Source organism: Bartonella sp. AP11XZML, from assembly GCF_042196445.1.
Classification (GTDB): Bacteria; Pseudomonadota; Alphaproteobacteria; order Rhizobiales; family Rhizobiaceae; genus Bartonella.
The window spans coordinates 91,469-114,464 of the sequence record NZ_JBHIQF010000019.1 but is presented as its reverse complement, the minus strand read 5'-3'; the positions used below and the strand labels follow the sequence as shown (position 1 = coordinate 114,464).

Annotated in this window: 19 protein-coding genes, 2 tRNA genes and 3 pseudogenes; 23 read left to right on the top strand and 1 reads right to left on the bottom strand. The window is 38.1% G+C overall.

Annotation, left to right across the window (positions count from 1 at the left end):
* Positions 1 to 380: 380 nt before the first annotated feature.
* Together ACFIMG_RS02130 and ACFIMG_RS02125 are read left to right on the top strand one after the other, a co-directional pair.
* Positions 381 to 815: pseudogene (locus ACFIMG_RS02130) on the top strand (AAA family ATPase); the annotation flags it as partial.
* Positions 816 to 864: 49 nt separating this feature from the next.
* Positions 865 to 1,216: pseudogene (locus tag ACFIMG_RS02125) on the top strand (XRE family transcriptional regulator); the annotation flags it as partial.
* Positions 1,217 to 1,332: 116 nt separating this feature from the next.
* Here the strand turns inward: ACFIMG_RS02125 and ACFIMG_RS02120 are convergent.
* Positions 1,333 to 1,408, bottom strand: a tRNA-Val gene (locus tag ACFIMG_RS02120).
* 173 nt (positions 1,409 to 1,581) lie between these two features.
* Here ACFIMG_RS02120 and ACFIMG_RS02115 point away from each other — a divergent pair.
* The 21 genes and pseudogenes from ACFIMG_RS02115 (at position 1,582) to ACFIMG_RS02015 (ending at position 22,991) form a co-directional block, all read left to right on the top strand.
* Positions 1,582 to 1,658: transfer RNA gene (locus tag ACFIMG_RS02115), tRNA-Asp, on the top strand.
* Between the two features lie 297 nt (positions 1,659 to 1,955).
* A complete protein-coding gene (locus tag ACFIMG_RS02110) occupies positions 1,956 to 2,321 on the top strand; it encodes an NADH-quinone oxidoreductase subunit A (protein ID WP_375679111.1) in 366 nt (121 codons plus the stop codon).
* Complete coding sequence (locus ACFIMG_RS02105) at positions 2,312 to 2,893, top strand: NuoB/complex I 20 kDa subunit family protein (protein ID WP_375606831.1); 582 nt, start codon at positions 2,312 to 2,314, stop codon at positions 2,891 to 2,893. The genes ACFIMG_RS02110 and ACFIMG_RS02105 overlap by 10 nt, the downstream gene beginning before the upstream one ends.
* Before the next feature lie 14 nt (positions 2,894 to 2,907).
* Entirely contained in the window at positions 2,908 to 3,519 is a 612-nt protein-coding gene (locus ACFIMG_RS02100) for an NADH-quinone oxidoreductase subunit C (RefSeq protein WP_375613458.1), read from the top strand.
* Between the two features lie 121 nt (positions 3,520 to 3,640).
* Positions 3,641 to 4,831 carry an NADH-quinone oxidoreductase subunit D gene (locus ACFIMG_RS02095; RefSeq protein WP_375611877.1) on the top strand — a complete coding sequence of 397 codons (1,191 nt, stop codon included), beginning with the start codon at positions 3,641 to 3,643 and terminating at the stop codon, positions 4,829 to 4,831.
* Positions 4,831 to 5,521: pseudogene (gene nuoE / locus ACFIMG_RS02090) on the top strand (NADH-quinone oxidoreductase subunit NuoE). The gene ACFIMG_RS02095 and the pseudogene nuoE overlap by 1 nt, the downstream one beginning before the upstream one ends.
* A 129-nt stretch (positions 5,522 to 5,650) precedes the next feature.
* Complete coding sequence (nuoF, locus tag ACFIMG_RS02085; RefSeq protein WP_375613456.1) at positions 5,651 to 6,955, top strand: NADH-quinone oxidoreductase subunit NuoF; 1,305 nt, start codon at positions 5,651 to 5,653, stop codon at positions 6,953 to 6,955.
* A 68-nt stretch (positions 6,956 to 7,023) separates the two neighbouring features.
* On the top strand, positions 7,024 to 9,093 hold the full coding sequence (nuoG, locus tag ACFIMG_RS02080; protein WP_375679110.1) for an NADH-quinone oxidoreductase subunit NuoG: 2,070 nt from the start codon (positions 7,024 to 7,026) through the stop codon (positions 9,091 to 9,093).
* A 22-nt stretch (positions 9,094 to 9,115) separates the two neighbouring features.
* Entirely contained in the window at positions 9,116 to 10,162 is a 1,047-nt protein-coding gene (gene nuoH, locus ACFIMG_RS02075) for an NADH-quinone oxidoreductase subunit NuoH (RefSeq protein ID WP_375679112.1), read from the top strand.
* Between the two features lie 14 nt (positions 10,163 to 10,176).
* Entirely contained in the window at positions 10,177 to 10,668 is a 492-nt protein-coding gene (gene nuoI, locus ACFIMG_RS02070; RefSeq protein ID WP_273723184.1) for an NADH-quinone oxidoreductase subunit NuoI, read from the top strand.
* A gap of 94 nt (positions 10,669 to 10,762) precedes the next feature.
* Positions 10,763 to 11,383, top strand: a complete 621-nt coding sequence (locus ACFIMG_RS02065; protein ID WP_375611880.1) for an NADH-quinone oxidoreductase subunit J — start codon at positions 10,763 to 10,765, stop codon at positions 11,381 to 11,383.
* Between the two features lie 14 nt (positions 11,384 to 11,397).
* Positions 11,398 to 11,706 (top strand): NADH-quinone oxidoreductase subunit NuoK, encoded by a 309-nt coding sequence (nuoK, locus tag ACFIMG_RS02060; protein ID WP_273791275.1) that lies wholly within the window; start codon positions 11,398 to 11,400, stop codon positions 11,704 to 11,706.
* A gap of 6 nt (positions 11,707 to 11,712) precedes the next feature.
* Positions 11,713 to 13,677: an NADH-quinone oxidoreductase subunit L gene (nuoL, locus tag ACFIMG_RS02055; protein WP_375679109.1), complete on the top strand. Its 1,965-nt coding sequence runs from the start codon at positions 11,713 to 11,715 to the stop codon at positions 13,675 to 13,677.
* Positions 13,677 to 15,146, top strand: coding sequence for an NADH-quinone oxidoreductase subunit M (locus tag ACFIMG_RS02050; RefSeq protein WP_273791287.1), 1,470 nt, complete (start codon positions 13,677 to 13,679; stop codon positions 15,144 to 15,146). Before nuoL ends, ACFIMG_RS02050 begins: the two co-directional genes overlap by 1 nt.
* A 17-nt stretch (positions 15,147 to 15,163) precedes the next feature.
* Entirely contained in the window at positions 15,164 to 16,618 is a 1,455-nt protein-coding gene (gene nuoN / locus ACFIMG_RS02045; RefSeq protein WP_375638390.1) for an NADH-quinone oxidoreductase subunit NuoN, read from the top strand.
* Positions 16,618 to 17,427, top strand: a complete 810-nt coding sequence (locus ACFIMG_RS02040; protein WP_375679108.1) for a biotin--[acetyl-CoA-carboxylase] ligase — start codon at positions 16,618 to 16,620, stop codon at positions 17,425 to 17,427. Before nuoN ends, ACFIMG_RS02040 begins: the two co-directional genes overlap by 1 nt.
* A gap of 45 nt (positions 17,428 to 17,472) precedes the next feature.
* Positions 17,473 to 19,149 (top strand): ribonuclease J, encoded by a 1,677-nt coding sequence (locus ACFIMG_RS02035; RefSeq protein WP_375628074.1) that lies wholly within the window; start codon positions 17,473 to 17,475, stop codon positions 19,147 to 19,149.
* A gap of 203 nt (positions 19,150 to 19,352) precedes the next feature.
* A complete protein-coding gene (gene proS, locus ACFIMG_RS02030; RefSeq protein WP_375679107.1) occupies positions 19,353 to 20,678 on the top strand; it encodes a proline--tRNA ligase in 1,326 nt (441 codons plus the stop codon).
* 11 nt (positions 20,679 to 20,689) lie between these two features.
* Positions 20,690 to 21,958 (top strand): lipoprotein-releasing ABC transporter permease subunit, encoded by a 1,269-nt coding sequence (locus tag ACFIMG_RS02025; protein WP_273791270.1) that lies wholly within the window; start codon positions 20,690 to 20,692, stop codon positions 21,956 to 21,958.
* Positions 21,958 to 22,638, top strand: a complete 681-nt coding sequence (locus tag ACFIMG_RS02020; protein WP_273791269.1) for an ABC transporter ATP-binding protein — start codon at positions 21,958 to 21,960, stop codon at positions 22,636 to 22,638. Before ACFIMG_RS02025 ends, ACFIMG_RS02020 begins: the two co-directional genes overlap by 1 nt.
* A gap of 65 nt (positions 22,639 to 22,703) precedes the next feature.
* A complete protein-coding gene (locus tag ACFIMG_RS02015; protein ID WP_375679106.1) occupies positions 22,704 to 22,991 on the top strand; it encodes a succinate dehydrogenase assembly factor 2 in 288 nt (95 codons plus the stop codon).
* The last annotated feature ends 5 nt before the right edge of the window (positions 22,992 to 22,996 follow it).

Below are 22,996 nucleotides of genomic sequence, written 5' to 3'. Positions count from 1 at the left end.
GTGGTCATGAATCCCATAAGTTCCCATACCTGTCTTGGAGATGCGGGTCCAAAATGCCAAAAAAGGTATGGCTCATCTCATCGTGAACAAAATAAGAAAAAAATCTTGGTATTAGTTTTCAGGAAGATATTGTTAATTGTGATGACAACGATGCTGTTAAGCAGCGTATAGGATTGATCAATGGTTATTTGAAGTCAGTAGTGAAAGAAGGTTGGGTGGATATTACTGAAGGGAAGAGCCTTTTTGATGATTGTATAATAGAAAAATCTAATAGTGGTTTTGTAGATTATTGTTTACAAATTAAATAAAGCAAATAACCTCTTTTTTATTTACATGAGAGAAGTAAAGGGTTTCGTTGGTTTTTTTGTTTTAAAGTCCTTACAGAAGTTCGCAGGCATAGAAGCAAAAATGGAATAATTTTTTTATTGGATGAGCCAGCAAATAATTTACATATTCATCCACAGAGAAAAATATTAAGCTCCTTACAAACTTTATCGAGCATAAAGGGCAATAAAGTAATTTATTCGACGCATTCCCCTTATCTTATTAACGACGATAATTTGGATAATTTGTTTACCGTACGTAATGAAGCAAATGATTTTGAAGCGCCTCGAATTGTTTGTGAAAGATTTCTGGAATTAACTACATCTCCTGAAGAAACTGTGAGGGCTGTTGAGCCTATTGTTCAAAAAACATGGATTACACACCTTGGAACAGGAGCTGATTGGATTATAAAAAAATTTAATGGAGTTGCTGCTAATGCAAAGAAAGTAAATCACATTGCTGATTGCGTGAAACATATTATTGGTGGATAATTTTCTCAGTTTATGCCGTAAAGCTTATACCCTTACGCGTTTTATTTAAATGCTAACACCCTTTGGTAAAATTTTACGGAAACTTCGCATTGATCACTCCGAACGCCTCTTAGATATGGCTAAGAAATTAGACATATCTGTAGGATTTTTATCTTCTGTCGAGATTAGCAAAAAATCTGTTCCTGTAGGGCTGGAGGAAAAGATCATAGAGCTTTATGGTTTAGATCAAGAGGCAGCAGAAATTTTGAGAAGAGAATCGGATGCTTGTTGTAAAAGTTTCACTATAAAGTCTTCTGATACATTTAGATGTGAAGCTGTTGGTATGTTTGCTAGACTGATAAACATTATTTCACAAGAAAAGATTTAGAACTATTAAAAAATTGTTAGAGAAAGCTGGCAAAAAGAATACGCTTTGTAAAGGAAATAGTGAAAACCCTATTCCCCTAACTTTATTAAGGCATCCCTCGCAGCAAAAAAGATATGAATTTCAAAAACTTAATAGGAATATAAAGCTATATGGTGGGCGATGAGAGACTCGAACTCCCGACATCCTCGGTGTAAACGAGGCGCTCTACCAGCTGAGCTAATCGCCCAATGCAATGATCAGCAATTGAATGGAAACTATTTAAGGAAGAATTTTTCTAAACGCAAGAATAAAGATGGGATTTGATAATTTTTTTTAAAAATGCAGAATCCTTCTTGACATAAACGCATGAACCCCTTACACGACCGCTTGTACCAAATTAAATTGGTTCGAAAAAAATGCGCGGGTGTAGCTCAGTTGGTTAGAGTGCTGGCCTGTCACGCCGGAGGTCGCGGGTTCGAGCCCCGTCACTCGCGCCATTTCGTGATTCCTTATGAAATTTCCTTTTTAAAATATCCATATGCTATGAGTAATGTGGTGGAGTGTTTGATTGGGAATAGATATGTTTTTTCTTTCTTTTTATATGGTTTATAAGAATAGGGCTTGCGTCTTTCTTTGCTCTGCGTTACCTATGCCGATAAGAAAAGTATCGCTCTGTATGCCTTTGAAGCAGTATGAATAGAGTTAATAGAGCGATTGTTAAATTTGTCTGTTTGGTCTCGCAATATTGAATCATTGTGTTAAACTCAGGCATTTCGTTATGATGGAAGAGGGTTATGGCTTATTTATTGAGCTCTTATTTACCAGTCTTGATTTTCATTATTATATCAGCGGTTATTGCTGGAGTTTTGTTGATTACACCTTACATTGTAGCATATCGTTCCCCCGATCCTGAAAAATTATCGGCTTATGAATGTGGGTTTAATTCATTTAGTGATGCACGCATGAAGTTTGATATTCGTTTCTATTTGGTATCAATTTTATTTATTATTTTTGATCTTGAAGTTGCATTTCTTTTTCCTTGGGCTGTTTCATTCGAATCAATAGGTATGTTTGGCTTTTGGTCGATGATTGTGTTTTTAGCGATTTTGACTATTGGATTTATATATGAATGGAAAAAAGGAGCCCTTGAATGGAATTAAGATCTAATAATTCAACGATTGAGGCTCCAAAACCAAAAGGAATCATTGATCCCAATACTGGTGGGCTGATAGGATCTGATGATAAGTTTTTTCGTGATATCAATGCTGAATTATCAGATAAGGGTTTTTTAGTTACCTCGGCAGATGCTTTGATTACTTGGGCACGTACCGGTTCTTTAATGTGGATGAGTTTTGGTTTGGCTTGTTGTGCTATCGAAATGATGCAATGCTCAATGCCTCATTATGATAATGAGCGTTTTGGATATGCACCACGAGCTTCACCCCGCCAGTCAGATGTGATGGTGGTGGCAGGTACTCTGACAAATAAGATGGCTCCTGCTTTAAGAAAAGTGTACGATCAGATGCCAGAGCCACGTTATGTGATTTCTATGGGATCATGTGCAAACGGTGGGGGATATTATCATTATTCCTATTCAGTAGTGCGGGGATGTGATCGTATCGTGCCTGTCGATATATATGTCCCAGGGTGTCCACCTACAGCAGAGGCATTATTATACGGCATATTGTTGCTACAGAAAAAAATCCGTCGTACCGGATCCATAGAGCGATAGAGAGTTTTCTTGTCATGGTGGATGAAACATTGGTTGAGCTTGCTGCTTATTTGGAAAACAAATTAAAAAATAAGCTTGAAGAGACTGTTCTTGCTTTTGGTGAATTGACCATTGTGGCACGTCTTGATGCAATTATCGATGTCTTAATGTTTGTTCGTGATGATTCTCGCTGTCAATTTATTAATCTTACAGACATTAGTGGTGTGGATTATCCTTCTCGCGATAAGCGCTTTGATGTTTCTTACCAATTGTTATCTCCTCGTGAGAATTTACGCTTACGTGTAAAAGTTCGTACAGATGAAAATACTCCTGTTGCTTCAGCTTGTACGGTTTATCCTGGCGCAGAGTGGTATGAACGTGAAACGTATGATATGTATGGGATTTTATTTTCAGGACATCCGGATTTGAGACGGATTTTAACAGATTATGGGTTTGAAGGATATCCTTTACGCAAAGACTTTCCTGTGACAGGATTTGTTGAATGCCGTTATGATAATGAAGCAAAGAGGGTGATTTATGAGCCTGTTGTTTTGCGCCAAGAGATGCGTAATTTTGATTTTCTTTCTCCTTGGGAAGGAGGACAGTATACTTTGCCATGTGATGGGAAAGCAGATGAAAAAAAATAATATTGGTTTTGATAAGGCATTATATTAGGGTACTGTATTTCTTAAATAATTAAATATTTTTTAGCGTGATAGATTTTTTTGATATTTGATATGAAGTTTTTTAAAAAGCAAGGGGTTGATTGTGGCTGAGGTCAATGTTCGAAACTTTAATATCAATTTTGGTCCGCAGCATCCTGCCGCGCATGGGGTTTTGCGCATGGTTCTGGAGCTGGATGGTGAAGTTGTTGAGCGTGTAGATCCACATATTGGGTTGTTGCATCGCGGTACTGAAAAATTAATGGAAACAAAGACTTATCTCCAAGCTGGTCCTTATCTAGATCGTTTGGATTATGTTGCTCCTATGAATCAGGAACATGCTTTTGTTCTTGCTATTGAAAAGTTATTAGATATAAAAGTTCCTAAAAGAGGGCAATTAATACGTGTTTTGTTTTCTGAAATTGGGCGTATTCTTAATCATTTGCTTAATGTAACGACACAGGCAATGGATGTTGGTGCTTTAACACCACCGCTTTGGGGATTTGAGCAACGTGAAAGATTGATGATTTTTTATGAGCGTGCCTGTGGTGCTCGTCTTCATGCAAATTATTTTCGTCCTGGTGGCGTGCATCAAGATTTACCAGAATCTTTAGTTGAAGATATTGGTGATTTTATTGATCCATTTCTTATTTCTCTCGGAAAACTTGATGCGCTTGTGACCCCAAATCGGATTTTTAAGCAGCGTAATGTGGATATTGGCGTTGTAAGTATTGATGAAGCTTGGGCACGCGGTTTTTCTGGGGTTATGATTCGTGGAGCTGGTGTTCCATGGGATTTGCGTAAAAGTCAGCCTTATGAATGTTACGATGAAATGGAATTCGATATTCCTATAGGTAAAAATAGCGATTGTTATGATCGCTATCTTATTCGTATGGAAGAAATGCGTCAATCAGCGAAAATTATGCGCCAATGTGTGGAGCGTTTACTGAGTACTGAAAAAAATGGACCAGTTTCGAGCTTGGATCGCAAAATTGTACCACCGACGCGGAGTGAAATGAAAAGCTCGATGGAAGCACTGATTCATCACTTTAAACTCTATACGGAAGGTTTTCATACACCTCCTGGAGAAGTATATGTTGCTGTGGAAGCTCCGAAGGGTGAGTTTGGTGTTTATCTTGTTTCTGATGGAACCAATAAGCCTTATCGTGTCAAGTTGCGTGCTCCTGGGTTTGCTCATCTCCAAGCTATGGATTTTTTAACCAGAGGTCATATGTTAGCAGATGCTACAGCTATTTTGGGTTCGATTGATATTGTTTTTGGGGAGGTTGATCGCTAATGTCCGTACGCCGTCTTGCAGATGATGTTTATCAGCCGGCTGAGTTTTCTTTTACAAAAGAAAATCAGATATGGGTAAAAAATACCATAAAAAAATATCCTGCAGGGCGTCAGCAGTCTGCTGTAATTCCATTATTAATGCGTGCTCAAGAGCAAGATGGTTGGGTGACACGTGCAGCGATTGAGCATATTGCTCAGATTCTTTCCATGGCTTATATCCGTGTCTTAGAAGTTGCTACTTTTTATACTCAGTTTCAGCTTAAGCCTGTTGGAACAAAAGCGCATATTCAAGTTTGTGGTACAACGCCTTGTATGTTACGTGGTTCTGACGAATTGATTAAAGTTTGTCAGAAAAAAATTCATCATGAACCTTTTGCGACCAATCAGAATGGAACCTTATCATGGGAAGAGGTAGAGTGTCTTGGTGCTTGTGTGAATGCTCCGATGGTTATGATTTTTAAAGATACTTATGAAGATCTTACAGCTGAACGCCTTGAAGAAATTATTGATGCATTTGCAGCAGGTAAGGGTTCTGAGATAGCGGTTGGTCCGCAAAATAGTCGTAAATCGTCGGAACCGATTAGTGGTTTAACTTCTCTTATTGATGATGAGAAAGAAAAAAAGATCTCTCAAGTCTTTACCAAAAAAGGATAAGGAAAGAATGGGGAACATAATTAAGTATTTTTCTTGAGAAAATATTTTATTATTCTACCCATGATGGCAACATTTAACGAAAAGTAAGAAATCTTGAAAAGATATTTAAAAATTGCATTTGAGGAAAAGCGGAAAATGCTATGGGTAATAGAAAAAAAGGTGGGGTATGCTAGCTGATAAAGATCGTATCTTCACCAATATTTATGGTTTAAAAGACAAATCATTAAAGGCTGCGATGTTGCGTGGGCATTGGAATGGTCTGAAAGAAATGATTGACAAAGGTCGTGATTGGATCATTGATGAAGTGAAGGCATCGGGTTTACGCGGTCGTGGTGGTGCTGGTTTTCCTACTGGAATGAAGTGGTCCTTTATGCCAAAGCAGAATGATGGGCGTCCTCATTATTTGGTTGTCAATGCCGATGAATCTGAACCTGGAACTTGTAAAGACCGTGATATTTTACGTCATGACCCCCACACTTTGATTGAAGGATGTGCAATCGCTACTTTTGCTATGGGAGCCAATGTTGCTTTTATTTATATTCGTGGTGAATATATTCGTGAACGTGAAGCGCTTCAAGCTGCCGTTGATGAATGCTATGATGCGGGTTTACTTGGCAAAAAAACGAAATATGGGCATGCTTGTGATATTGTTATTCATCATGGAGCGGGTGCTTATATTTGTGGTGAAGAAACAGCTCTTCTTGAAAGTCTTGAGGGAAAAAAGGGACAACCTCGGCTTAAACCACCATTTCCTGCCAATATGGGGATTTATGGCTGTCCAACAACAGTAAATAATGTAGAGTCTATTGCCGTTGTTCCAACGATTTTGCGGCGGGGTGCTTCGTGGTTTTCATCAATCGGACGAGCAAATAATGTTGGAACGAAATTATTTATGGTTTCAGGGCATGTTAATGCACCTTGTACATTTGAAGACGCTCTTGGTGTTTCATTCCGTGAATTAATTGAAAAACATACGGGTGGTGTTCGTGGTGGATGGAATAATCTTTTAGCAGTTATTCCAGGGGGGGCTTCTTGTCCAGTCGTTCGTGGTGAGGATATGATCGATGCGATCATGGATTTTGATGGGATGCGAGATGTCGGGTCTTCTTTTGGCACAGGGGGAATGATTGTTATGGATAAATCAACCGATATTATCAAGGCAATTTGGCGTATAGCTGCTTTTTTCAAGCACGAGAGTTGTGGTCAGTGTACACCGTGTCGTGAGGGGACGGGATGGATGATGCGTCTTTTAGGGCGTATGGTTGAGGGAAGAGCGCAAAAACGCGAGATTGATCTTTTGTTTGAAGTGTCTAAACAGGTTGAAGGACACACTATTTGTGCGCTTGGTGATGCTGCCGCATGGCCTGTACAGGGGTTGATACGTAATTTTCGTCCAGAAATCGAGCGTAGAATTGATGAATACACGCGAAATGTAGTCCAAAGCAAAAATATTGCTTTAGAAGCGGTTTAATAAAGGATTTTGTTCTAAGAGCGACCGAATGCAAATTTTAAGTGGGTTATCCGCAGGTTGGATGGGTGATGATAAATATTAAAGTTGATGGCAAAGAGATTGAAGTTCCTGATTACTACACGTTGCTTCAGGCTGCTGAGGCGGCTGGGGCAGAAATTCCACGTTTTTGTTTTCATGAATCTTTGTCAATTGCTGGAAATTGTCGTATGTGTTTAGTTGAGGTTAAGGGTGGTCCACCAAAACCTCAGGCTTCTTGTGCTATGGGGGTTCGTGATTTACGATTAGGGCCTAACGGTGAGGCACCTGAGATTTTTACCAATACACCGATGGTAAAAAAAGCACGTGAAGGTGTTATGGAATTTCTTCTCATTAATCATCCTTTGGATTGTCCAGTGTGTGATCAAGGGGGAGAGTGTGATCTTCAAGATCAAGCAATGCTTTATGGACGAGATTGTTCTCGTTATACAGAAAATAAACGTGCTGTAGAAGATAAATATATTGGACCTCTTGTCAAAACTGTTATGACACGGTGTATTCATTGTACACGGTGTGTTCGTTTTACAACGGAAGTTGCAGGTATTTCTGAGCTTGGTTTGATCGGTCGTGGTGAAGATGCTGAAATTACGACGTATCTTGAAAAAGCTATGACATCTGAATTACAGGGAAATGTTATTGATCTTTGTCCAGTGGGAGCTCTAACTTCAAAACCTTATGCGTTTCATGCCCGTCCGTGGGAATTGGTAAAAACGGAATCGATTGATGTGATGGATGCGCTTGGTAGTGCTATCCGTATTGATAGCCGCGGCCGTGAAGTTATGCGGATTATGCCGCGTACGAATGAAGATGTAAATGAGGAATGGATCTCTGATAAAACGCGTTTTATTTGGGATGGATTACGGACTCAGCGGCTTGATAAGCCATATGTACGCAAAGATGGAAAGCTTCAACCTGTCAGTTGGACAGAAGCTTTTGCAAAAATTAAAATGGTAATCTCTAAAATTTTTCCAGAAAAAATTGGAGCCATTGCGGGGGATCTTGCTTCTGTTGAAGAAATGTATGCCCTTAAAGCATTATTGAGTTCTTTGGGCTCAACGCTTTTTGATTGTCGTCAAAGAGGGGGGGCTTTATCGCCAGAGTTTGGGCGCTCGAGTTATATTTTTAATCCTACAATTGTAGGTATTGAACAGGCTGATGCACTGCTTATTGTGGGATCTAATCCACGTCATGAAGCAGCTGTTTTAAATGCGCGTATTTTAAAGCGCCAACGGATGGGCAATTTTCCTATTGCATTAATTGGAGAGAAAGTCGATTTACGTTATCCTTATTCTTACCTTGGATCTGGGAGTGATACATTAACGACACTTATTCGTGGAGAGGATGTTTTTTTTAATGTCTTAAAAGAAGCAAAGAGGCCCCTTATTCTTATCGGAGAGGGAGCGGTTTCAGGAAATGAAGGTTTATCTGTTTTAAAAAGTCTTGCTAAATTAGCTGATAGTATTGGTGCTCTTAGTGAGACATGGAATGGGTTTGGGGTTCTTCATAATGCAGCATCGATTGTTGGAGGGTTGGACATAGGCTTTACTTCTAAGCTTGGGGTTGCAAATATACTTAAAACCTGTGAAGTTCTATTTTTGCTTGGTGCTGATGAAGTAGAATTAGCCAATACAAAAGCTTTTACAGTTTATATTGGGAGCCATGGTGATAATGGTGCACATGCTGCTGACGTTATTTTGCCTGCATCTGCTTACACTGAAAAATCAGGGCTTTATGTGAATACAGAAGGACGTGTTCAAATGACAAATCGGGCTGGTTTTGCTCCAGGTGAAGCAAAAGAAGATTGGGCTATTTTGCGTGCTTTATCGGATATTTTAGGACAAAAGCTTCCTTTTGATTCTCTTTCTCAATTAAGGCAATGCTTGTTTAATGATTATCCACACCTTTGTGCTGTTGATGATATAGTGCCTTCTGATATAAGTGGTCTTAAGTCGCTTGGTTCAAAAATGGTTTCTCTCGAGAGTCAAGCATTTACTTCTATGGTTAAAGATTTTTATTTAACAAATCCGATAGCACGTGCTTCTGCTGTTATGGCTGAATGTTCATCTCTTGCAAAAAACCGTGCTACACAAACAGTAAAGTAAGGGCAAAGGAAAAGGAATAATGATGTATGATTTCTTTATGACTTGGCTGTTGCCATTACTCATTATAATCGGAAAAACACTTCTTCTTTTGGTCGTTCTTTTGGTCTTAGTTGCTTATCTTCTTTATGCAGATAGAAAAATTTGGGCAGCGGTACAATTGCGTCGTGGACCAAACGTTGTTGGACCATGGGGTTTGTTACAGTCTTTTGCAGATTTAATTAAATTTGTTGTTAAGGAGCCTATTATCCCTGCAGGTGCAAATAAGGGTGTTTTTCTTTTGGCTCCTTTTGTTTCAGCGACACTTGCTTTATCAACTTGGGCTGTTATTCCTGTCAATGAGGGTTGGGAGGTTGCAAAGATTAATGTTGGCTTGCTTTATATTTTAGCCATTTCATCTCTTGAAGTTTATGGTGTTATTATGGGGGGGTGGGCATCAAATTCAAAATATCCTTTCTTAGGAGCTCTTCGTTCGGCGGCACAAATGGTTTCTTATGAAGTTTCCATTGGTTTTGTGCTTGTGACTGTCATTTTAATAAGTGGTTCGTTAGATCTCACAACAATTGTTTTTAAACAAACGCACGGGCTTGGTACAACTCTTGGTCTTCCTTTTAACAGTTTTCTCGATTGGAATTGGTTGGTCCTTTTTCCAATGTTTATTATATTTTTTATTTCTGCGCTTGCAGAGACAAACCGTCCTCCATTCGATTTGGTGGAAGCAGAATCCGAACTTGTTGCTGGTCATATGGTAGAATATTCTTCAACGCCTTACATGCTCTTCTTTCTAGGTGAATATGTTGCGATTGTTTTAATGTGCGCATTAACAACCATTCTATTTTTAGGCGGTTGGCTGCCTCCCTTAGATGTTTGGTGGCTTAATTGGGTTCCTGGTATCATTTGGTTTGTTTTAAAAGTCTGTTTTGTATTTTTTTGGTTTGCTATGGTTAAAGCATTTGTTCCACGTTATCGCTATGATCAGCTCATGCGGCTTGGTTGGAAGGTTTTTCTTCCTCTCTCACTAGCAATGGTTGTGATAACTGCTGCTTTTTTAAAGTTTACGGATTTCGTTTAAGAGGAGATTTTACGATGTCAGGTTTCATTCAGGCGGCAAAGTCACTTCTTCTATTGGAATTTGTGAGTGCTTTTTTCTTAGCTATGCGCCAATTTTTTTCACCAAAGCCCACGATTAATTATCCTTATGAAAAAGGTTTTGTATCTCAGCGTTTTCGCGGTGAGCATGCATTGCGTCGCTATCCAAATGGTGAAGAACGGTGTATTGCTTGTAAATTATGTGAAGCGATTTGTCCTGCTCAAGCGATTACAATTGAAGCTGGGCCACGGCGCAATGATGGTACACGTAGAACTGTCCGTTATGATATCGATATGGTTAAATGTATTTACTGTGGTTTTTGTCAAGAAGCTTGTCCGGTTGAGGCTATTGTCGAAGGTCCAAATTTTGAGTTTGCGACGGAAACACGTGAAGAACTTTATTATGATAAAGAAAAACTTTTATTGAATGGAGATCGCTGGGAGCGAGAAATTGCTCGAAATATATTGATGGATGCGCCTTATCGTTAAGTGTATCGTTAAATGAGGTGTCGGATATTTTTCCGATAAATTGTAATCTGGTATGAAGTTTATACCAATTGTTTGAATAATTAAGGAGAAGCCTATGCTAACAGATCTAGCGGCGGCATTTTTCTATTTGTTTGCTTTTATTATGCTAACAAGTGCAGTTATTGTTATTACAGCACGCAATCCAGTGCATTCTGTTTTGTTTTTAATCCTCGCATTTTTTAATGCAGCAGCTTTGTTTTTACTTGCAGGAGCAGAGTTTTTAGGGCTTATTCTGCTTGTTGTGTATGTTGGAGCTGTCGCTGTTTTATTTTTATTTGTCGTTATGATGCTTGACGTTGATTTTGCTGAGTTAAAGAGTGGAACTCTTCGGTATGCTCCTATTGGAGCTCTTATTGGTGTTATTATCGCTGTAGAATTGATTGTTGTTTTTATGAGTAGCTATTTTTCTCCAGTCTTGAGAACGCATGTTACGCAACCAATGCCAGATTTAGCGCAGCGAACAAATACACAAGCATTAGGTGATATTCTCTATACGGATTATGTTTTCTATTTTCAAATTGCTGGAATGATTTTATTGGTTGCAATGATTGGAGCTATTGTTTTAACACTTCGTCATAAATTAGGAGTAAAGCGGCAATCTATTGCGGAGCAAGTTTCTAGAACGGTAGAAAGTGCCATCGAAATCAAACAAGTTGAATCAGGCAAAGGTATGTAAGGGGGGCTATGCAGATGTATATTGATATTACACATTATCTCACTGTTTCTGCTTTGATGTTTACAATTGGTATTGCTGGAATTTTTCTCAACAGAAAAAATGTGATTATTATCTTGATGTCCATTGAGCTTATATTACTTTCAGTTAATCTCAATTTTGTTGCATTTTCAGCATTTCTTCATGATCTCGTTGGTCAGGTATTCGCTTTATTTGTCTTAACCGTAGCAGCTGCTGAAGCTGCCATTGGTTTAGCAATTCTGGTCGTTTTTTTCCGTAATCGTGGTTCCATTGCGGTTGAAGATGTTAATGTAATGAAAGGCTAACCAGTAATGTATTATACGATTGTCTTTCTTCCGCTTTTGGGTTTTTTAATTGCTGCACTAGGTGGAAAAACGATAGGAGATCGTGCGAGTGAATTGATAACATGTAGCTTTATGGTTGTTGTTGCCATATTATCGTGGATAGCATTTTTCAGTACTGCACTTGGTCATATTCCAGCGATTGATGTATTGGTATTACATTGGATGACTGTTGGTGACTTAAGCTTTAATTGGGCTTTACATGTTGATGCATTAACAGCTGTCATGCTTATTGTTGTGAATAGTGTTTCGGCATTGGTGCATATTTATTCAATTGGTTATATGCACCATGACCCTTCAAGGTCTCGTTTTTTTTCTTATCTTTCTTTGTTTACATTTATGATGCTTATGTTGGTCACATCCAATAATTTGATTCAGATGTTTTTTGGATGGGAAGGTGTCGGACTTGCTTCTTATTTACTCATTGGTTTTTGGTTTCAGCGCGATTCTGCTAATAAGGCCGCAATGAAAGCTTTTGTAGTTAACCGTGTTGGAGACTTTGGTTTTCTCTTAGGAATCTTTAGTATTTTTGTTTTGTTCCAATCGGTTGATTTTGCCTCTATTTTTGCAAAAGCTGCCGACAAGAGCTTTATACAAAATATGACATTTTTAGATTGGCAATTTGATGGGCAGACGGCAATTACCATTACATGTCTTTTATTATTTATTGGTGCGATGGGAAAATCCGCACAATTTCTTTTACATACTTGGCTGCCTGATGCAATGGAAGGGCCAACCCCTGTATCAGCGCTTATTCATGCCGCTACAATGGTAACGGCTGGTGTTTTTATGATTGCGCGTATGTCGCCAATTTTTGAACTTTCTTCAACTGCTTTGACCGTGATTATTATTGTTGGTGCAACAACAGCGTTTTTTGCAGCAACTGTGGGGTTGGTGCAGAATGATATTAAGCGTGTTATTGCTTATTCTACATGCTCTCAACTTGGTTATATGTTTGTGGCATTAGGTGTTGGAGCTTATGGCGCTGCTGTCTTTCATCTTTTTACGCATGCTTTTTTTAAAGCCTTATTGTTTCTTGGTGCAGGTTCTGTGATTCATGCTGTATCTGATGAACAAGATATGCGAAAAATGGGTGGGTTACGCAAACATATAAAGGTCACCTATTGGATGATGATGGTCGGGACCATTGCCTTGACCGGAGTTGGAATTCCAGGAACACTTTTCGGGACTGCAGGTTTTTTCTCAAAAGATGCGATTATAGAGTCTGCTTTTGCATCTCATAATATTGCTTCAGGATATGCTTTTTATCTTCTTGTTTTTTCTGCCTTTTTAACAAGTTTCTATTCATGGCGACTTATCTTTATGACATTCCATGGTAAACCACGGGCAACAGTTGATGTGATGCATCATGTTCATGAATCGCCTCCAGTTATGTTGATTCCACTCTTTCTTTTATCTATTGGAGCAATATTTTCTGGTGTCGTTTTCCAACCTTACTTTTTTGGTGACTTGTATAATGCTTTTTGGAAGGGAGCATTGTTTACAAGCAGCCATAATCATATTCTTCATGATGCTCACCATGTTTTTAATTGGGTAAAATGGTCGCCTTTTATAGCAATGATTCTTGGGTTTATGTTGGCTTATTTATTTTATATTGTGGCTCCCTCTCTTCCCAAGAAAATGGTGCGTATTATGCCAGGAGTGTATCACTTTCTTTACCAAAAGTGGTATTTCGATCAATTATATAACTTTTTATTTGTTCGTCCTACCTTTAGAATTGGTTCTTTTCTTTGGAAAGTGGGAGACGGTAAGATTATTGATGGTCTAGGTCCCAATGGTATTGCAGCGCGTGTTGTTGATATTACAAATAGAGTTGTTCGAATGCAAACAGGCTATCTTTACCACTATGCATTTGCAATGCTTATCGGCGTTGCATTGCTCATTACATGGATGATGATCGGGGGCGTAAACTAATGACCGATTGGCCTATTCTTTCTACGGTTACATTTTTGCCGCTTGTTGGTGTTCTTCTGATTTTGTTTATCAAAGATGATAGTGAAGTAGCACGCCATAATATACGTAATGTCGCATTTTTTACGACTCTATTTGTTTTTATTATTTCTTTAATTATTTGGATAGGATTTGATTCTAGCAACCAAAATTTTCAAATGGTTGAAAAATCCAGTTGGTTAGGGGGTGGTATTAGCTATCATATGGGGGTCGATGGTATTTCTATTCTTTTTGTTGTTCTCTCGGCTTTTCTTTTGCCTTTCTGTATTTTAGCAAGTTGGGAGAATGTTAAAGAGAGATTAAAAGCCTATATGATTGCGTTTCTTCTTCTAGAAGTTGCGATTATTGGTGTTTTTTGTGCTCTTGATGCAATGCTATTCTATGTTTTTTTTGAAGGCAGCCTCATTCCAATGTTTATCATTATAGGTGTATGGGGAGGAGCACGTCGTGTTTATGCAAGTATAAAGTTTTTCTTATATACTTTACTTGGTTCAGTGCTTATGCTGGTTGCTCTTATGGTTATGTATTGGGAGGCTGGGACACTTGATATACCAACTTTACTCAATTATCAGTTTCCTGCTCATATGCAAATATGGTTATGGCTTGCATTTTTTGCTTCTTTCGCAGTTAAAATGCCAATGTGGCCAGTTCATACATGGCTCCCTGATGCTCACGTAGAAGCACCGACAGCGGGTTCTGTTATTTTAGCTGGTGTCTTACTTAAATTAGGTGGGTATGGTTTTCTTCGTTTTTCTTTGCCTATGTTTCCTATCGCTTCAGCAGATTTTGCGCCTTTTGTTTTCACATTATCGCTTATCGCTATTATTTATACATCACTGGTTGCACTTGTTCAAAGTGACATCAAAAAACTTATTGCTTATTCTTCAATAGCGCATATGGGGTATGTGACAATGGGTATTTTTGCTGCGAATGAACAGGGGATACAAGGGGCTATTTATCAGATGTTATCCCATGGAATTGTTTCAGCAGCATTGTTTCTTTGTGTTGGGGTTATCTATGATCGCTTGCATACACGTGAAATTTCAGCGTTTGGTGGTTTAGTGAATAATATGCCTAAATATGCTGTTGTTTTCTTAATTTTCACTATGGCAAATGTTGGTTTGCCTGGAAGCTCAGGATTTTTGGGTGAATTTTTAACCTTAATAGGTGTTTTTCAAGTAAATAAATTGGTTGTTGTTTTAGCAACAACAGGTGTTATCTTATCGGCAGCCTATGCCCTTTATCTTTATCGGCGTGTGGTTTTTGGTTCCTTGGATAAAGAGAATTTAAAAGTATTAATAGATCTTTCTTTAAGAGAAAAATTCCTCCTTTATCCAATGGTTATTCTTACAATATTCTTTGGTATCTATCCAACGCCTATTCTTAAGGCAACGGCGTTTTCCGTAGAAACCCTCATCAATAAACTGCACTAGATAAGGGAAGAATGCACATGCAAACTGAAATAATAGCGCAATTAGTCTTAATTCTTCCAGAGCTTTTAATTGCATTAGGAGCTGTCGTGCTGCTTATGATTGGTGTTTATTCCAATACACGTGCTTCTTTAACAGTGACAGGTTTAGCTATGGCACTTCTTGTGGCAACCATTATTATTCTTATAGTTTTTCCGAAAAATGGTTCATTTCAAACCAATGCGCTCGTTATCGATTCCTTTAGTCGTTATATGAAAATTTTAATGCTTATTGGTGCACTCTTTTCTCTTATTATGTCTGTTGGTTTTGCCAATGCACAAAAGTTTAATATATTTGAGTTTCCAGTACTTGTTCTTTTAGCAACCCTTGGAATGATGTTTATGATTTCAGCGGGTAATATGCTGTCGCTTTATATGGGGTTAGAGCTGCAATCTTTAGCTTTATATGTTTTAGCAGCGATTAATCGTAATAATGTAAAATCTTCTGAAGCCGGTATAAAATACTTTGTTTTAGGAGCATTATCTTCAGGGTTGCTTCTTTATGGTATTTCTTTGCTTTATGGTTTTACCGGTCAAATTGGTTTTCACGAAATTGCTCTTGCTTTAAAGGGCAAAAATGTACAATTGGGGGTCATTTTTGGAATTGTCTTTATTTTAGCTGGTTTGGCTTTCAAAATTTCTGCTGTTCCGTTTCATATGTGGACACCTGATGTTTATGAAGGAGCGCCCACACCGATTACAGCATTTTTTGCTGGTGCCCCTAAAGTTGCTGCAATGGCTTTAATCATCCGTATTATTGTGGTGACCTTTATTCCCCTAGGGCGTGTTGATAACGTGATGCCTGCATGGCAACAAATTTTGGTGTTCATGGCGATTACATCAATGATACTGGGTGCTTTTGCTGCAATCGGTCAGAATAATATTAAGCGCTTAATGGCTTATTCGTCGATCAGTCATATGGGTTATGCACTTGTTGGTTTATCTGCTGGAGATATGCTTGGGATAAAAAGCGTTATCCTTTATATGACTATTTATCTTGGAATGACGCTTGGTTCATTTGCTTTTATTCTTGGAATGCGCTCTCAGAATGGAAATGTTGAAAATATTTATGATCTTTCAGGGTTAGCAAAGACGAATCCGTTTATGGCTGTTGTGATGACAATACAGCTTTTTTCTTTAGCAAGCATACCTCCTATGGCTGGTTTTTTTGGAAAGTGGTATACATTTTCTGCTGCTGTCCACGCTGGACTTACGCCACTTGCTGTCGTTGGGATGATAGCGTCTGTAGTTGGGGCTTTTTACTATTTGCGAGTCATTAAAATTATGTGGTTTGATGATGCAAAAGCGCATTTTGTTGCTTTATCGAAAGAGCTTCAATTTTGTCTTGGTCTTTCTGTATTCTTTATTTTATTTTACGCGCTTTTTGGAGTTTGGTTCGCTGAGCTAGCAGAAAAAGCAGCAACAGCATTGTTTTAATGAATATGGTTTATACTTTATCAGATTTTGCACAAAAACAGGGATACACTGTTGAAGCGTACGATAGTGTTGATTCAACAAATCTTATTGCGCAACGAAAAGCGCAAACTGGTCATCAAGGTAATCTTTGGATTGTTGCACAAGAACAATCACAGGGAAGAGCAAGAAGAGGGAGGACTTGGTCTAGTCCAAAAGGGAACCTTTATTCTAGTCTTTTATTAATTGATGATATTGTTCATCAAACTGCGGCTCAACTTGGTTTTGTTGCTGGAGTAAGTGTGGTAGAGGCAATGAAACAATTGATAAAAGAGGAAAAGCAGACAAACAATATTGTGAGCTTAAAATGGCCAAACGATATTTTGCTCAGAGGAGAAAAAAGCTCTGGAGTTTTGCTTGAGATTTTAAAATTGTCATCACAACAATATGCCTTGGTTATTGGTATTGGAATAAATGTGAAATATAATTATGAAGATGCGCCCTATTCCACTTCAAGCTTAAAGAATATCGGGTTGCGTATTGATGCAGAACAATTATTTACGGTTTTGACGGAGTGTTTTTCTAAAAATTACCTTCTTTGGAAACAACCAAAAGGATGTGAAATAATCCGAAAAAAATGGCTTTTATATTCCGCTCATCTTGGGAAACATGTCAAAGTGGTGAATGATGAAAAAGTCATTGAGGGTATTTTTGATGGTCTTGATAGTGATTTTAACTGCATCATAAAGCGAAAAGACGGTCAGACAGCCATTATAACAGCTGGGGATGTTCATTTTGGTTTGGCTGATTCTGTTAATGCAGGCCGTTATTGAAAAATTATTTTATCATCAGATACCTTAATGATTTGGGAGATGTTTATGGTTGCAGCCAATAGATGTGAATTTGTTTTTTTACCTCTGGGAGGTGTAGGTGAAATAGGGATGAATTTAGCTGCTTACGGATTTGGTCCCCAATATCTTCGTGAATGGCTGCTGGTTGATATGGGGATTAGTTTTGCTGGTTCTGAATTACCAGGTGTCGATCTTGTTTTGCCTGATATTCGTTTTCTAGAAAGTGAAAAACACAATATACGGGGTCTTGTTTTAACACATGCACATGAAGATCATTATGGGGCCGTTCTTGATTTATGTCCAAAGTTACAAGTGCCGATTTACTGTACGCCTTTTACGGCAGGATTATTGGAAACTAAAAAACAATTAGATTTTGAATCTCAAAAAATTTTACTCAATATTTTTCAAGCTGGTGATTGTTTTCAGGTAGGTTCCTTTGCTGTAGAGGCTATAGCCGTTAACCATTCAATACCAGAATCTGTATCTTTAGCAATTACAACCTCTTTGGGGACTGTGATTCATACTGGTGATTGGAAAATTGATCATACCCCTTCACTCGGGGCTGTAACCGATGAAAAAAGATTTCGTGCTTTAGGCAAAAAAGGTGTTTTAGCATTACTTTGTGATTCCACAAATGCATGTCGGGATGGTATCTCTCCTTCAGAACAGCAAGTTCAAGCCAGTCTTTCAGAGATTATTTCTAAAGCTGAAGGGCGCGTTGCGATAGCAACTTTTTCTTCTAATATTGGTCGGATACGTTCTATTGCTCTTGCAGCTGAAGCTGCTGGACGTAAGGTGCTTGTCATTGGGCGTTCCCTTAAGCGAAGTATTATGGTTGCACAAGAGCTTGGTTATATGAATGGTTTAGCACCATTTGTAACGGAAGATGATTATGGGTACATCTCGCGAAAAGATCTTGTTTTAATTGTCACAGGGAGCCAAGGTGAGCCATGTGCTGCTTTGGCTAAACTGTCACGTGATGGAATGAAAAATATTGCACTTTCCGCTGGTGATACCGTTATTTATTCATCACGAAGTATTCCAGGAAACGAAAAAGCGATTATTGAGGTACAAAATCGTTTCATTGATTTGGGTATTAAAATTATTACGAATGAAGATGCACTTGTTCATGTTTCAGGTCATCCCCGTCGTTCAGAACTTTTACAGATGTATGATTGGATAAAGCCACAAATACTTGTCCCTGTACATGGGGAAGCAATGCATCTTAAGGCTCAGGCAACTTTAGCACGTCAAGCGGGTATTAAAACTGTTATGGATATCAGAAATGGCTATATGTTACGTCTTGCACCAGAGCCTGTAGAAGTTATTGATCAAGTTCCTGTTGGCCGCATCTATAAGGATGGTTGCTTAATTGGAGATGAAGATGAATTAGGGATTCGTGAACGCCGTAAACTAAGTTATGCTGGTCATGTTACTATTTCTCTCCATATAAATAGTAAGCATGAATTATTAGGGGATATAGGTCTAACAACATTCGGGTTACCTGAAAGTAATGGAAAGGGGGAAAGTTTAAAAGATATTCTTTTAGATATCGTAGAAAATACAGTTTATAATATCCCACGCATGAAACAGAAAAATAATGAACTTATTCGAGAGGCAACACGACGTGCAGTAAGAGCGGCTGTTCATGAAATTTGGCAAAAAAAACCTATCTGTACAGTTTTTTTACATCGGTCAAAATAAAAGAACTTTCCTATTACGTTATTTAAAAAGAGAAGAGCATTTTTATTTTATTGCTAAATAAGAAAAATAGAGAATAAAGCACAATAAATTTTTAAATGATAAGATCGTTATATTTGCAAGTATTCAGAATGCGGCTATAGATGAATAGAGGGTGTGATAAATTGTTCCGATATGATAGATCTGATTAGGAGTTAATTATTTCAATGCGTCTTTCTCAATATTTCCTTCCACTTTTAAAAGAGAATCCTAAAGAAGCAGAAATTGTTTCTCATCGCTTCATGTTGCGCGCTGGAATGATTCGACAACAAACATCAGGGATTTATTCTTGGCTTCCTTTGGGAAAAAAAGTGCTTGATAAAGTTTGTAAAATTATTCGTGAAGAGCAAGAACGTGCGGGTGCAATAGAAATATTGATGCCTACAATTCAGTCTGCTGATCTTTGGCGTGAAAGCGGTCGTTATGATGATTATGGTTTGGAAATGCTCCGCATTAAAGATCGTCAAAAGCGTGATTTACTTTATGGTCCAACCAATGAAGAGATGGTAACAGATATTTTTCGCTCTTATGTTCGTTCTTATAAAGATCTTCCGCTTAATTTATATCATATTCAATGGAAATTTCGTGATGAAATTCGTCCACGTTTTGGTGTGATGCGAGCACGAGAATTTTTAATGAAAGATGCTTATTCTTTTGATCTTGATTATGAAGGCTCTGAAACATCTTATAATCGTATGTTTGTTGCTTATTTACGCACTTTTTCTCGCCTTGGCTTAAAAGCAATTCCTATGCGTGCAGATACAGGTCCAATAGGGGGGGAACTCAGTCATGAATTTATCATTTTGGCTGAAACAGGAGAGAGTGCTATCTTCTGTGATAAACAATTTCTTGAACTTACCGTTCCTGATAGTTCAATCGATTTTAGTGATAAAGCTGTTTTAGATGATATTGTTAAGCAATGGACATCTTTTTATGCAGCAACGGAAGAAATGCATAATGAAGAGGAGTGGGCTAAAGTTTCTGATCATAATCGTCTTTCAGCGCGTGGTATTGAAGTAGGGCATATTTTCCACTTTGGTACTAAATATTCTGCTCCAATGGGAGCAAAAGTTATGGGACAATATGGAAAAGAGCATGTGGTCTCTATGGGATCTTATGGTATTGGGCCTTCGCGTCTTGTTGCTGCCGCTATTGAGGCTTCTCATGATGAAAATGGTATTATTTGGCCAAAGTTTATGGCACCGTTTGATTTTGGGATTATCAATATGAAGCCCGATGATGAAAAATGCACACAGGCATGTGAGTTTCTCTATCAGGGATTAAAGAAGGTTGGTTTTGATCCGTTATTAGATGATAGAAATGAACGCCCTGGATCAAAATTTGCAACAATGGATTTGATTGGTTTGCCAACGCAAATCATTGTTGGTCCTAACAGTATTGCACAAAATGAAGTTGAAATTAAAGATCGAAAAACAGGAATAAAAAAATCTCTAAAGGTTGAAGATGTGCTCAGCCAACTTTCTATAATTTAATAGGAAATATTATGAAGAGGCTGAAAAACAAATGCTTTTCATCTTATGAGTGGATGATCGCTTTTCGTTATATGATTCCCAATAAAAAACATGTCGTTGCATCTGTTATTTCAATTATTTCTCTTATTGGGATTATGTTGGGCGTATTTGCTCTGGTTGTTGTTATGGCGGTGATGAATGGCTTTCGTACAGAACTTCTCAATCGTATTCTTGGTATGAATGGGCATCTTATTATTCAAACAGTTGATTCTGGTTTCTCTGATTATAAGACTCTTATTTCTTCTTTAGAAACTACAAATGGTGTGAAGTTTGCTTTACCTGTTATTGAAGGTCAAGCGCTTGTTCAAGGTGAAGTTCAAGGTGGCTCTGGCGCGTTAGTTCGTGGTATGCGCAAACAAGATCTAGAAAAGCTTAAAACAGTCTCTCAAAACATTAAATTAGGATCGATTTCTCGGTTTGATCAAGAAGAAGGTGTTGCAATTGGAAGTGGCTTAGCAGAAAAATTAGGACTGACAGTTGGAAGAGATATTCGTATTATTACTCCAGATGGTGATGAGACTCCTTTTGGCGTTACCCCACGTGTGAAAGCTTATAAAGTCGTTGCTATTTTTGAAGTTGGTATGTCTGAATATGATTCAATATTTATCTTTATGCCTCTCCATGAAGCACAAATGTTTTTTAATTTGGGAGATAAGGTTCAGTCTTTGGAATTATTTCTAAATGATCCTGATGCTGTTGATCAAATAAAACCTGTTGTAGAAAAAGCAGTTGAACAACAGGTCTATTTAATTGATTGGCGTACACGCAATCAGGCTTTTTTTTCAGCCTTACAGATTGAACGAAATGTTATGTTTTTCATTCTTTCTCTGATCGTTCTTGTTGCTGCTTTAAATATTATTTCAGGGCTGATTATGCTTGTAAAAGATAAAAGTCATGATATTGCAATTTTACGCACGATGGGGGCTCAACAGAGTGCGATTTTGCGTATATTTATCATTACAGGAATGATGATTGGTTTTATTGGAACTATATTGGGTTTAGTTTTAGGTGTTATCGCGACCGCGAATATTAATCATATCCAAGATTTTATATCTTGGTTATTTAATGTCGACGTTTTTAATCCTCAACTTTATTTTTTAACAAAATTGCCTGCACAAATTGAGTGGAAACAGACCATCTTGGTTGCTATGATGGCTTTATTCTTGTCGTTTCTTGCTGCTCTCATTCCGGCATGGCGTGCTGCTAAGCTAGATCCCGTACAAGCTTTGAGGTATGAATAATGACAGCTATTTTAGAGCTTGTAGAGATTGAAAGACACTTTTTCGAGAGTCATAAGCCACTCATTGTTTTAGATAAAGCGAATTTTATTCTTAATCGTGGAGAGCTTGTCGCACTTGTTGCACCATCTGGTGCTGGAAAATCAACACTTCTTCATATTGCTGGATTATTAGAAAAACCAACAGCTGGTGATGTGATGTTACGGGGTGTTTCTTGTGCAAAGCGCTCTGATAGTGAGCGAACAGCTATAAGACGAAATGATATTGGTTTTGTTTATCAATTTCATCATTTACTTCCAGAGTTTACGGCGTTAGAAAATGTCATGATACCCCAAATGATAGCAGGATTAAAAAAATCTATAGCAGAAGATCGTGCGCGCAAATTATTGACGTATCTGCGTGTTTCTCATCGTGCGAACCATCGTCCCTCAGAGTTATCGGGAGGAGAACAACAACGTGTTGCTATTGCACGTGCAGTAGCAAATGGCCCTTCGGTTCTTTTGGCTGATGAACCTACAGGAAATCTTGATCCAGTAACTTCAGCTTATGTCTTTCAAGCTTTATCTATCCTTGTTCGTCAGTCTGGTCTTTCTGCTCTTATTGCAACACATAATTACGCTTTGGCTAAGCAAATGCATCGTCGAATTACACTTAAAGAACAAAAGATTATAGAACTTCCTTAAAGCAAGGTAAAAATTTTATACGACTAATTGAATAGTTTATATTACTTTATTCAAGGAGATTTTTTATGACAGTTTTTGTCGTTGACAAAAATCAATTAGATGCTCGTCGTCGTCGATTGATTTTTCGTGCATGGCATCGCGGTATTCGTGAAATGGATCTCATTTTTGGACATTATGTCGATGCTCATATTACTGGGATGAATGATAGAACGCTCTCTGAGCTTGAGTATATTATGTCTTTTGATGATCGTGATTTACTCACATGGATTACTGGAGAAATTTTTCCCCCCTCTGAAGTTGATAGTCCACTTTTCCGTGATATTGCCAATTATCGTACTTGCTTAAGTTATTAATCCCG

Bases quoted from the DNA above. Each gene is read 5' to 3' on its own strand.
- proS (WP_375679107.1), top strand. From the start codon at position 19,353: ATGCGTCTTTCTCAATATTTCCTTCCACTTTTAAAAGAGAATCCTAAA.
- ACFIMG_RS02105 (WP_375606831.1), top strand. From the start codon at position 2,312: ATGGAATTAAGATCTAATAATTCAACGATTGAGGCTCCAAAACCAAAA.
- nuoH (WP_375679112.1), top strand. From the start codon at position 9,116: ATGTATGATTTCTTTATGACTTGGCTGTTGCCATTACTCATTATAATC.
- nuoL (WP_375679109.1), top strand. From the start codon at position 11,713: ATGTATTATACGATTGTCTTTCTTCCGCTTTTGGGTTTTTTAATTGCT.
- ACFIMG_RS02015 (WP_375679106.1), top strand. From the start codon at position 22,704: ATGACAGTTTTTGTCGTTGACAAAAATCAATTAGATGCTCGTCGTCGT.
- nuoG (WP_375679110.1), top strand. From the start codon at position 7,024: ATGATAAATATTAAAGTTGATGGCAAAGAGATTGAAGTTCCTGATTAC.
- ACFIMG_RS02050 (WP_273791287.1), top strand. From the start codon at position 13,677: ATGACCGATTGGCCTATTCTTTCTACGGTTACATTTTTGCCGCTTGTT.
- nuoF (WP_375613456.1), top strand. From the start codon at position 5,651: ATGCTAGCTGATAAAGATCGTATCTTCACCAATATTTATGGTTTAAAA.
- ACFIMG_RS02040 (WP_375679108.1), top strand. From the start codon at position 16,618: ATGAATATGGTTTATACTTTATCAGATTTTGCACAAAAACAGGGATAC.
- nuoK (WP_273791275.1), top strand. From the start codon at position 11,398: ATGTATATTGATATTACACATTATCTCACTGTTTCTGCTTTGATGTTT.
- nuoI (WP_273723184.1), top strand. From the start codon at position 10,177: ATGTCAGGTTTCATTCAGGCGGCAAAGTCACTTCTTCTATTGGAATTT.
- ACFIMG_RS02025 (WP_273791270.1), top strand. From the start codon at position 20,690: ATGAAGAGGCTGAAAAACAAATGCTTTTCATCTTATGAGTGGATGATC.
- nuoN (WP_375638390.1), top strand. From the start codon at position 15,164: ATGCAAACTGAAATAATAGCGCAATTAGTCTTAATTCTTCCAGAGCTT.
- ACFIMG_RS02100 (WP_375613458.1), top strand. From the start codon at position 2,908: ATGGTGGATGAAACATTGGTTGAGCTTGCTGCTTATTTGGAAAACAAA.
- ACFIMG_RS02035 (WP_375628074.1), top strand. From the start codon at position 17,473: ATGGTTGCAGCCAATAGATGTGAATTTGTTTTTTTACCTCTGGGAGGT.
- ACFIMG_RS02065 (WP_375611880.1), top strand. From the start codon at position 10,763: ATGCTAACAGATCTAGCGGCGGCATTTTTCTATTTGTTTGCTTTTATT.
- ACFIMG_RS02020 (WP_273791269.1), top strand. From the start codon at position 21,958: ATGACAGCTATTTTAGAGCTTGTAGAGATTGAAAGACACTTTTTCGAG.
- ACFIMG_RS02110 (WP_375679111.1), top strand. From the start codon at position 1,956: ATGGCTTATTTATTGAGCTCTTATTTACCAGTCTTGATTTTCATTATT.